Origin of the sequence: Novosphingobium sp. PY1 (assembly GCF_017312445.1) — a bacterium.
GTDB lineage: Bacteria > Pseudomonadota > Alphaproteobacteria > Sphingomonadales > Sphingomonadaceae > Novosphingobium.
Genome location: NZ_BLTI01000005.1, coordinates 37,739 through 48,425, shown reverse-complemented (window position 1 = coordinate 48,425; position 10,687 = coordinate 37,739). Strand labels below are relative to the sequence as shown.

The window sequence follows — 10,687 nt, the reverse complement described above, 5'->3', positions numbered from 1 at the left end:
CGTCTGTGAGACGGTCCCGAAGAGTCGGGATAACGGGCGCATTTTCGACCACGAACTGGTATCCGCCGTGCAGCGCATCGCCGGCAACGGCACTGGCGATACGCGCTGGAAGGTGCCCGGCGTGCTCGACTGGTCGACCGGCATCTATAATCCCCATGTCGATGTGACCCGCGATACGACCACGCTTTACGCCTCGGACCGCGACATCTTCCTGTTTCTTGTCGACGATTTGAACCCGATCGAGGCGGGCAAGCTGCCCGACGGATCCCCGGACCTGTTCTTTCGCGGCTTCTACTGCTGGAATTCCGAAGTGGGCGCCAAGACACTCGGCATCGCGAGCTTCTATCTGCGGGCTGTGTGCCAGAACCGCAATTTGTGGGGCGTCGAGGACTTTCAGGAAGTCTCGATCCGCCATTCCAAGTATGCCGCGTTCCGTTTCGCCCATGAGGCGGCGCCGGCCCTGACGCGCTTTGCCGATTCATCGCCTATGCCATTCATCAACGGCATCAAGGCGGCTCGCGAAAGGATCGTAGCGCGCAGCGACGAGGACCGCGTCGATTTCCTGCGTAAGCGGGGCTTCTCGCGCGGCGACACCACCAGGATCGTGGACACGGTTCTTGCCGAGGAAGGGCATCCGCCCACGAGCGTATTCGACTTCGTCCAGGGCATCACCGCCCTCGCGCGTCGCAAGACCAACCAGGATGCAAGGCTCGACCTCGAGGGCAGGGCCAAGAAGCTCTTCGATCGCGCGTCCTGACTTCGGAGGGCAACCGGAGGCGTCGATCCTGATGCCTCCGGCCGCGCCCGTTCCTCGCTCCCAGCCGTCGCTGCCTGGCGCCGTCCTCTCAGAGTCAGAGGGCGGTGCCCTCGTTCGTGACGGGTTGGAAAGCCGAGAGAGAGGCTCCCGGCTGCTCGTCGCGGAGTACATTTCCATGGCTACTGCTGCAAAGAAGATCACCCTGTCGACGTCGAGCGACATTCCCTTCAACAAGCTGATGCTGAGCCAGTCGAACGTCCGGCGCATCAAGGCCGGCGTCTCTATCGAGGAACTCGCCGAGGATATCGTGCGTCGCGGCCTGCTTCAGGGCCTGAGCGTGCGCCCTGTCACCGACGAGGCCGGTGCCGAGACCGGCATGTTCGAGATTCCGGCCGGCGGGCGCCGTTACCGCGCGCTGGAACTGCTGGTAAAGCAGAAGCGCCTTGCCCGCACTGCGCCGGTTCCGTGTATCGTGCGCGCAGAGGGACTTGCCGAGGAAGACTCGCTTGCTGAAAACGTGCAGCGCGCACCCTTGCATCCTCTCGACCAATTCCGGGCATTTCTGGCCCTTCGCGAGAAAGGCCAGTCCGAAGAGGAAATCGCCGCGGCATTCTTCGTTTCGGTCAATGTCGTCCGGCAGCGGTTGAAGCTGGCTTCGGTGTCGCCGCGCTTGCTCGAGGTCTATGCCGAGGATGGTCTGGGCCTTGATCAACTCATGGCCTTTACGGTGACGAGCGACCACGAGCGCCAGGAACAGGCCTATGAACGGCTAAATCGGACCTACGACAAAGACCCCCATACCATCCGGCGCCTGCTGACCGAGGAATCGGTTCGTGCAACGGATAAGCGCGTCCAGTTCATCGGCCTCGATCCCTATCTTGAAGCCGGCGGCACGATCATGCGCGACCTTTTTCAGGGTGACGATGGCGGGTGGCTGCAGGACGTCGCGCTCGTCGACATGCTTGTGACCGAGCGGCTGAACGAGGAAGCGGATGCCGTTGCTGCGGAAGGCTGGAAGTGGGTCGAGACGGCACCCGACTTTCCCTACGGTCATACCTATGGTCTGCGCCAATTGTTTGGTGAACCTTCGCCTCTGACCGCAGAAGAGGAAACTTCCCGCGAGGCATTGCAGGCCGAATACGACCGACTGACCGAGGAATATGCGAGCGCCGGCGAGTTGCCCGATGATATCGACGCACGCTTCGGCGAACTCGAGACGGCCCTAGAAGCGTTCGAAGCCCGGCCCATGCGTTTCGAACCCGACGACATGGCGCGGGCAGGGGCCTTCGTCAGCATTGCGCCGGGCGGCGTGCTGCGCATCGAGCGGGGCTACGTGCGCGACGAGGACGAACAGTCGTTCGAATGCCTCGGTGAACCGGAACCCAGCGATGCGATTGCCGCTGTTATGGGCGATGCTGGTGAGCAGTGTCTGACTGGCCCAGCCGGATCGCCGCAGTCCGAGGCGGAGGAGGACGAAGACCTTTCCCCGATCTCCGATCGGCTCATGACTGAATTGTCGGCGCATCGTACCCTGGCCCTGCGTCAGGCTCTTGGCGATGAGCCCGACATGGCCTTCCTCGCCGCGCTCCACGCTCTGACACTCCAGGTCTTCTACCATTACCGCACGGACAGTTGCCTGGACCTCGATCTCAAGAGCGTGAGTTTCGGGGCGCAGGCGCCGGGGCTCAATGACAGTGCCTGCGCGCAGGCAATCCGCACCCGCCATGACGATTGGGCCGCATTGCTCCCCAAGGAATCCGCGGAACTGTGGGAGGCACTCGGCGATTGGGACGAGGCCCGGCGCCGGGCGCTCTTCGCGCATGTCGTCAGCATGTCGGTCAATGCCGTGCACGAAGCCTGGAACCGCCGACCGCGCGCACTCGCACATGCCGACCAACTGGCCGCGACCGTGGCTCTCGACATGGTGCGTGCCGGATGGCGGCCCACCGTCGACCAGTTCCTTGGCCGGGTCACAAAGGCGCGAATCCTGCAGGCAGTCGCCGAAGGCAGGGGGCGCGATGCCGCCGATCGCATTGCGCACCTCAAGAAAGGCGATATGGCCTCGCAGGCCGAAGAACTGCTGGCCGATACGGGCTGGCTACCCGAGCCACTTCGCACTCCGGGCGGCGCGCCAATGACGCTCTTGCCGGCCGATTCCACCGACGGCGAGGCCGCAGGCGAAGAATCGGAAGTGCCCGGCGGCGAAACGGATATCGGCGAATCTGCCCTGGTCGCCGACAATGATGCCGACGCCGAGGTGACCGCAGCCGAATAGGCGCGCACAGCAATTGGCAGCTGGCCCGCCGAACCGGCATCGCCCGCGAAGCGCTGCTTCGCCTGAGTGCCGACGGCGGGCCTTTTGCATGGAGGTCCATCATGATCGAGACAGCACACGACCTGGCGCGCGCCCTTGCCGACCGGGCCGAACTGGTGTGCCGGCATTACCTTTCCCACGGCACACGGCAGGGCAATTATTGGCAGGTGGGCGATGTGCGCAATACCGCTGGGCGCTCGATGTACGTGCGCCTCAGCGACACGGCCAAGGGTGTCGCCGGGAAATGGACCGATGCGGCAACGGGCGAGCACGGCGATCTGCTCGACGTCATCCGCGAGACATGCGGATTGGCCGATTTCAGGGACGTGACGGATGAGGCGCGCCGTTTTCTTCGATTGCCACTTGCAGAACCCCAAGCCTCGCCCCGCCGGCAAGCCGGATCCAATGCATCATTCGGAAAACGAAATGCGGCCCGCCGCCTGTTTGCCATGGGCGTGCCGATCGAGGGCACGCTTGCTCAATCCTACTTGCAGGGCCGTGGCATCGCTTCGCCAATCCAGGCCGAGGCCCTGCGTTTCCATCCCCACTGTTACTACCGGACTGATGACGCTTGCCCGACGGAGCACTGGCCTGCCATGCTTGCGGCGGTCACCGAGCAGAACGGCAAGATTACCGGCGTTCATCGCACCTGGCTTGATCCTGACGGTTTCAACGAGGAAACACTCGGCAAGGCACCTGTTGCAACCTCGCGCCGGGCGCTCGGCGATCTGCTTGGAAACGCTGTGCGCTTTGGTAAAGCGGGGCCGGTCATGGCTGCTGGCGAGGGCATCGAGACCGTCCTGTCGCTGCGCTGCGCTCTGCCAACCATGCCCATGCTGGCCGCACTCTCCGCCGCCCACCTTGCCGCGATTGCATTTCCAGCATCCTTGCGCAGGCTTTATGTCGCACAAGACGTCGATCCGGCAGGCGAGGCCGTGCTCGCGGCGCTCATGGACAGGGGGGAACAGGCCGGCATTGAGGTTATCGCGCTGCCGCCCGCATTGGACGACTTCAACGACGACTTGCGGCATCTCGGCATCGACGCGATCCGCAAGCGTCTGCGTGTTCCCATGGTTGCTCAAGATGCGGCGCTCTTCCTGGCACCCTGTGCGTAGGGACAAGGACGATCGTGGTAGGCTTTATCGGCCATCGTCTTGTAGGACAGTCTCCTTCTCAGCAAGGCCGCGCCCTGGCCTTCGAGAGGACGATCAGCCGTCAGGCCGCCCGGCCGGGCAACCTTTGCGGCGACTATTTTCCGGCGCGCTCCGTATCGGAGCGCTTTGCCATCGCGAACCAAAATAGTCGCCGCCTTCGGTCCTTCGCTTGTCGCTTCGGCCCGTCGCTGCCGCGCCGGGTGCCAGCCCGCTCGGCCCGACGGCTTTTGTCGCCACGAAGGCCGCGAGAGTCGCGGCATGAGGCGATGGAGCATCCCATGAGGCAATCGAACGAGCTTGAGCATACCAATACATCCAGCCCGACCAATCACGTTCTGACCGAACTGCAATTGTACGGCTATCGCCCCTTCGAGGACGAACCGGACCCCAGACCGCTTCCCGACGGCAACATGCTGGCCGGTGCGATCGCCGACATCTTCGATGCCTTGATCGCTACCCTCGACGACACGCGCATGGAACCCGACCTCGGCGACCTACTCTGGTCCACTGCGAACGTCTTCCATCGCGCCGCCGAGCGCGCCAACCGCGAACTCGACGATAACGAACAGGCGCAGCGCCGTTCGCAGCGCGAACAGGACGGTAGCGAGGTGCGATCCGTCGAACTGGAGCGGCTGATCGCACAGGGCCGGACGCTGGTGGAACGGCAGGATGCCTTCGAACTCATGCGCGATCAGGCGGCCGAGCATTACGAGCGCCGCGCCGGCAAAGTATGGCTTCCTCGCAGTGGTTCCCGTGTCAATCACCGCAATCTCACCTCGGCGATGATCGACAGCCGCGACTTTATCGCGGCCCGCAAGCGCGCGCAGAACCACGTCCTGTTGCCCGAAGGTCCAAAGATTGCCTTTACCGGTGGCCTGGAGTTCAACGACCACAAGCTGATCTGGGCCAAGCTCGACCAGGTTCACGCCAAGCATCCCGACATGGTTCTGATGCATGGCAAGTCCCCGAAAGGCGCAGAAAAGATTGCATCGCGCTGGGCCGATGACCGCGGCGTTCCGCAGATCGGGTTTGCACCGGACTGGGCCAAGCATGGACGCGCAGCGCCCTTCAGGCGCAATGATCAGATGCTCGAAGTCGTACCCGTTGGCGTTCTTGCCTTTCCGGGCACAGGCATTCAGGACAACCTTGCAGACAAGGCGAAGAAGCTCGGCATCCCGGTTTGGCGGTGCGGGAGAGGGTGATGTTTCAAGCTGAAGATCTGATCACACTTCATCAATGGGCGAGTGCGGAAGCTGATCTGCCTACTACAGACGCCTATCTTGCCAGAATTGAAGAACGCATTGCCGCGTTGGCTGATTTTCCTCGCCGCGGATCCCCTCCTGACGACTTGATCGCCAGGTGTGCGAACACTCACATTCGAACGCCGCGTGTTGATCGGATATACCGAGGACAGGGCGGTCGTCACCGTGCAGCGAATTATCAGCGCGTCCCGCGATCTTGTGCCGGTTCTTCACAATTCTTGAAGTGCATGCCTTGCAGCGCCGCAAGTGTTTCAGCTCGCGACCCTTGCCGGCCGTTCAGCGACCAATTTTCGTTACCTGGGTGCCGACCAACCGCTTTTTGATCCCGCTTGATCAAATTTGTGGCCGGAAACGACTTGGCCGCGTTCAGGTGGGCAAATCGCAAAAGAGGCTATGTGCGGCGGTGATAGCACTGCGACCGCGCGAGGAGATTAAGCCGCCAGCAGCGGCTTAATCTCCTCAATGTCAGCGGCCTGGTCCACCAGTAGATCATAATGCGTCTGGAGGTTGAGCCAGAACTCCGGCGTCGTGCCAAGCGCCTTGGACAGACGCTTGGCCGTGTCCGGCGTGACCGAAGTCCTCTCCTCGCATAGCCGCTCGATGCGGGTGCGGGGGACATGGATATGCTTCGCCAGCTTGCCTGCGGAAATGCCCATCTCCTCAAGGAACTCATGCTTGAGGATTTCGCCGGGATGGACCGGGGTTTTCAACATGGTCATGACAACTCCCTTCAATGATAGTCCACGATCTCTACATCTTCCGGGCCATTGTCGGCCCAGACGAAACAGATACGCCATTGGTCGTTGATCCTGATCGAATGCTGGCCCTCACGGTCATCGGACAGGGGCTCCAGCCAGTTGCCCGGAGGCGACCGCAAGTCGTCCAGATTCACCGCCGCCTCAAGCATTGCCAGCTTCCGCACAGCAGCCCGGAAGATGTCGTTAGGGAAACCCTTGCCCGGTTTGCCCGCCAACACCTGATTAACCAATTTTCCTTTGGCGCTCTGTATCATGAGATGATACGTATCATCGAGTGATACATAATGCAAGGGGATTACCGGCCCTTCTGTGGCAGGGCCCTCGTTCACCGAAATCAACGAAACGACTACTCGTCGGCGTTGGCCGCGTCGATGCTTCTGAGCGAGAACGGCGCTTTCAATGGTGAACGGTCCGCAGCGGTAGGCAAACTCAACGGCCGTTCCGGAGAGGTTCGCCCCATGTAGGACACTCGACGGACAATCTTCGATACCCGGAAGCATTTGGTCCGCTAACGCTAACGCGAACGAAACGGCCCTTCCCGGGGTAAATCCTCAGTTCATTTGACAAGACCAGCATGGCCGGTTCGCCCAATCTGCTGGAAATCCCATCGAGCGCAGCTGCTCGGGTAATCGAGACGCCGCAAGGTCCGCTACGCGATGCGCGAATGAGGTGTCGGGGCTCTGGCGTCGCAGCATGTGCACCAGGACAACCAACGCATTGTAGATGAAGTTGGCGGGCTGCGCCTGTATGCCTTGTTCGGTGCGGGTTTCCACAACCACCAAGTCGTCACTGAACCGCTTGATGTTAGGCAGGCGCTTTACTGTTTGCCGGTTCCAGAGGCGTCCATGATGTGCGCAGATGTTGCGGATATAGGACAGCAGCTGGAGTGTTCCCTCGAGCACCTCGCGACTGGGTATGCCCAAGTCCTTCGCCACCGCGGACTTTACCTTGACGTCCTTTGTCAGCGCAAACCAGCGCGAGAGCTCCCCGAACGTCATAAGTTCAGTCACCACCCACAGCGGTGGCATGAAGGGCTAGGCATACTTCTGCCGATAATGCTCGACGAACACCTCATTGCTGTCGCGTGCGCGGTTCGCAAGCGACGACAGCAAGTTAATGTGGTCGTAGCCCGACTGGAAAGCTCCTCCATCGAGGTGGGCATGCGAGCCATGCGCCCGTGTCAGTCGATTGGTCCAGCGTGACCGCAGGGCGATCTCGATCCGCTCGATTGCTTCCATAACCAGCAGTCGCAGCTTTCGATCGAAAACATAGATGTCCACGATCGTTTCGAACCGGGTGCCTGGCTGGAAGCTCTTGGTCCGTGTCTGGCCATTACCGGCGGGCAGTTCGAAGGGTAGCCAATAGGCGCTGAGGCGGTAGTATCCAACGGTTTCAAGCCAACAGCGCATCAGCGTCTCGTCGCCGCTCATCCCCCGTTCGGTCATGAGCCGAATCTGATCGCCTATCGTGGTCGCTGGCTTGTCATAAAGCATTGAGCCTCCCCGGTTACCCGGAGAGGCTCCAAAGAGTAACCCCCCGGTATTGGGCAAGCCGAAGCTCGAGGCCTGGGGGGTGTTGTTGACCCCCATCTAGGGACTGACGCCCGGTCGGTCAATGCGTGTCAAGTCCGAGCGCCCAGATACTGCCGCGCCCCCTCATTGATTGCGGCCGATCCAGGCAAACTCAGGCAGGGGCCGACCCAAATTAGCCGTTCAGAGGCCGATCGTTCGTTCTCAGGTCCGGCCCGGCTGCTTGCCCATTCTTTGTGCCCCAACCGGTTGACAAGAACACCGTTCTTGAAATTCGGCTGCACCTTGTTATAACTAACGTATGAACGCTAGCCTCAAAATCACGAAAATCGGAAATTCCGCCGGGGTCGTCCTGTCGAAGGAACTTCTGGCAAAATTACGTGTGGGCGTGGGAGACACTCTTTACGTGTCAGAGACTCCGGAAGGTATCCGGATCACTGCCGCCAATCCTGATTTTGCGGCAAAAATGGCGTTGGCCGAGCAGATCATGCGCGAGGATCGGGATATATTGAACGTCCTAGCCAAATAGCATGACCGTATCCCCCGAACCGGTCTGGATTGAGGCCGAATTAGCGCTGGCTATCCATGACCGTCAATTGGCCGAACACGGCGGCCCCATCGGCCTCCGTGATGCTTCGGCGCTCGAATCCGCCTTGGCGCGACCGCGCAATCAGTGGGCATACGGTGAAACCGATCCATGTTCGCTGGCGGCGGCGTATGCCTTTGGCCTCGCTCGCAACCATCCCTTCGCCGACGGCAACAAGCGGACGGCATGGGTGCTCGCTCGCCTTTTCCTCGCCTTGAACGATGTCCAAATCGCATTCACACCCGAAGGCGCAATTGAGATGGTCCTGCAATTGGCTGCAGGAAAACTGGAACAAGCCGAAGTAGCGGTTTGGTTCGCGGAGAGAAGGGTGTGACCGACCCTTACTGGCCGTTCAAGTGCCAATTCTCGCTCATCACGAACAGACTGACCGATACTCATAGTCTGCTGCCGCAAGGCAGGATCTGACTAACTTTGAGGGGACGGTTCGCCCTAAGGCCGCCGACGCGGCTCTTCGACTGCCAGTCGCTTCGCAGTTCTCAACGTCTGGATGACGAAGAAGACAACCAACAATGCACCGATCCCGCCGACGACCAGGTCAAACCAGGTCAGCGCTCCGAACAGCACCGGCCGCGATCCGGCGGCAATCATCGCCATGGTGAGCACGATCAGGAACACCCGCAGTTCGGTCGGCCCTGCATATGCATAGGACAGCTTCATTTCGCCCAGCACCCGGACGAGCAGAAAGGCATGGATCGAAAGAAGGAGATAGCCCGCTAATGCCACCAGTGCGACCTCCAACTGGACGTAACGACTGAGCCCGATACCCACGACGATCAGCGTGGTCGCAAGACCGTCGCAGCTGTGGTCGAGGAAATAGCCGTAGCGCGGCCTCTCTATTTTCCGATAGCGGGCTAGGCTTCCGTCCATGGAATCGCCGAACCAGTGGATGAAATACCCGGCGATCGAGATCCATAACCAGCCGTCACCAAGATTGCTCAGGATATATCCGCTGAAGATTACCAATGCTCCGAGCATCCCAATCGCTGTCAGAATATCGGGAACCACCCAACTCGGCATGCATGCGCAAAGGCGATTGAGAAGTCTGCGCTCGGCCCGTGCGAGGAGATTCTCCTGAATGCGATCGATCGGACTGGCATTGATACTCTTCTGGTTCGACACGGGCGCTCCTGTGAATTTGGGCACCGAAACCTGCTTATGTCCGGGCATCGGACCGGGTAGGGTTTCGATCAAGACAAGCTGGTCTATCCCGATTGCGTCCCCCGGTGAGACGAGACCAGTTCAGGTATCTTGTGGCTGAAACGGTCAGCCGTGCAATGTTAATTCTAAGCCGCCCTTAGTCCTGGTCCGGCAGAGCAGCAACTGCATCGTGGGTGCCGACCCATATACGCGATCGAGGCGAAGGGTCTGTTGACTTTGGGCGGCTTTTTGCCCGGCCCTCGCTTGCGGATGGTCTTCGCCAATTCAGGAAATGCCTCGGCAAACGGGCGCGCGGCGCCGATCTGCTCGGCGGTCAGCTCCGGATTGTCCGAGGCCGCATCCGTGTCGGCCTGGGTATACATCCGTGCGGTCACGGCATCAGGCTCCATCCATTCTTGCTCACGGGCCGAGCAGAGATGGTCGAGAGACCTTCAGCACCAAGTGTAGCAAAAATCACGACGAGCACACCGTCCAGTTCACCTTGATGTGCAGGCAAGCTATTTGTTACTACATTTTGTGAAGGGGCAGGACCCGCAAATCCCGGGCTGACCTTGGAAATGGCCGGAACACTCGAAACGGCGCCTATGTCCACTTGCCGTCGTTAACGGGTTACCTTGCAGGCCTGGTATGACAATCTGAAATACGGGCTCGTCGGTGGCAAACCGCCTTCTAAGGCTGAGCACCGCCCTCGCTTCCATTGCGCTGATCCTTGGTCCTGCCGATGGCCTGACGCCATCAACCCGTAAAGGGTCCGCTACGCGAGGCGTGCGGCCTTGAGGCTGCGCCTCTGCGGTGATTGCGGCCACCGCCCGGACGCATCGGGCGCCTGTCGCGCGGAGGAACGGTCCTCCGCCTCAGAGCAGGAGCCGCAGCAATGTCTCTCGATCAAGCCCAGGCCTTCGCATTCAGTCTTTCACGCTCCCTCATGACTGTGATCGTCATCTTTCGCGCCGGAGACGGCACACATGCCGTGGTTCCATCAAATGAGTTTGAGGGTGACGCTGACATCGTTGCCGAAATCGATCCTTTCGACTGCTGACGAGGCGTCCTGACTTTCGGGGCGACAGTCGGCCCGATTTTAGCTCACGAAAATCAATGCTTTCGCTTATGCTACCCAAGTGCGCCGAGGTGGTGGTGGATGGCGCGAC

General features: G+C 60.8%; 9 protein-coding genes and 2 pseudogenes. 7 read left to right on the top strand and 4 right to left on the bottom strand.

Annotated features, from left to right (window positions below; all coding sequences use genetic code 11):
- Positions 1-28 precede the first annotated feature (28 nt).
- The 4 genes and pseudogenes from J3474_RS07630 to J3474_RS07615 all read left to right on the top strand — a co-directional run.
- Positions 29-757 (top strand): annotated as a pseudogene (locus J3474_RS07630) (DUF932 domain-containing protein); the annotation flags it as partial.
- Positions 758-932: 175 nt separating this feature from the next.
- Positions 933-3,032 carry a ParB/RepB/Spo0J family partition protein gene (locus tag J3474_RS07625; protein ID WP_242528242.1) on the top strand — a complete coding sequence of 700 codons (2,100 nt, stop codon included), beginning with the start codon at positions 933-935 and terminating at the stop codon, positions 3,030-3,032.
- Between the two features lie 101 nt (positions 3,033-3,133).
- Complete coding sequence (locus J3474_RS07620; RefSeq protein ID WP_207093658.1) at positions 3,134-4,186, top strand: toprim domain-containing protein; 1,053 nt, start codon at positions 3,134-3,136, stop codon at positions 4,184-4,186.
- Between the two features lie 317 nt (positions 4,187-4,503).
- On the top strand, positions 4,504-5,427 hold the full coding sequence (locus tag J3474_RS07615; RefSeq protein WP_207093657.1) for a DUF2493 domain-containing protein: 924 nt from the start codon (positions 4,504-4,506) through the stop codon (positions 5,425-5,427).
- Between the two features lie 491 nt (positions 5,428-5,918).
- Here J3474_RS07615 and J3474_RS07610 read toward each other — a convergent pair whose 3' ends face one another.
- The 3 genes and pseudogenes from J3474_RS07610 to J3474_RS22605 form a co-directional block, all read right to left on the bottom strand.
- Positions 5,919-6,206, bottom strand: coding sequence for a HigA family addiction module antitoxin (locus J3474_RS07610; RefSeq protein WP_039286522.1), 288 nt, complete (start codon positions 6,204-6,206; stop codon positions 5,919-5,921).
- Between the two features lie 11 nt (positions 6,207-6,217).
- Positions 6,218-6,499: a type II toxin-antitoxin system RelE/ParE family toxin gene (locus J3474_RS07605; RefSeq protein ID WP_207093656.1), complete on the bottom strand. Its 282-nt coding sequence runs from the start codon at positions 6,497-6,499 to the stop codon at positions 6,218-6,220.
- Positions 6,500-6,796: 297 nt separating this feature from the next.
- Positions 6,797-7,654 (bottom strand): annotated as a pseudogene (locus J3474_RS22605) (Abi family protein).
- Between the two features lie 421 nt (positions 7,655-8,075).
- Between J3474_RS22605 and J3474_RS07590 the strand changes: the two are divergent.
- Together J3474_RS07590 and J3474_RS07585 are read left to right on the top strand one after the other, a co-directional pair.
- Positions 8,076-8,303, top strand: coding sequence for an AbrB/MazE/SpoVT family DNA-binding domain-containing protein (locus tag J3474_RS07590; RefSeq protein ID WP_207093653.1), 228 nt, complete (start codon positions 8,076-8,078; stop codon positions 8,301-8,303).
- 1 nt (position 8,304) lies between these two features.
- A complete protein-coding gene (locus tag J3474_RS07585; RefSeq protein WP_207093652.1) occupies positions 8,305-8,694 on the top strand; it encodes a type II toxin-antitoxin system death-on-curing family toxin in 390 nt (129 codons plus the stop codon).
- A gap of 116 nt (positions 8,695-8,810) precedes the next feature.
- Here J3474_RS07585 and J3474_RS07580 read toward each other — a convergent pair whose 3' ends face one another.
- The gene (locus J3474_RS07580; RefSeq protein WP_376706519.1) at positions 8,811-9,548 is read right to left on the bottom strand and encodes a CDP-alcohol phosphatidyltransferase family protein; all 738 of its coding nucleotides are present in this window, start codon (positions 9,546-9,548) and stop codon (positions 8,811-8,813) included.
- Positions 9,549-10,413: 865 nt separating this feature from the next.
- Between J3474_RS07580 and J3474_RS07575 the strand changes: the two genes are divergently transcribed.
- Positions 10,414-10,578: a hypothetical protein gene (locus J3474_RS07575; RefSeq protein ID WP_013831279.1), complete on the top strand. Its 165-nt coding sequence runs from the start codon at positions 10,414-10,416 to the stop codon at positions 10,576-10,578.
- Positions 10,579-10,687: the final 109 nt, after the last annotated feature.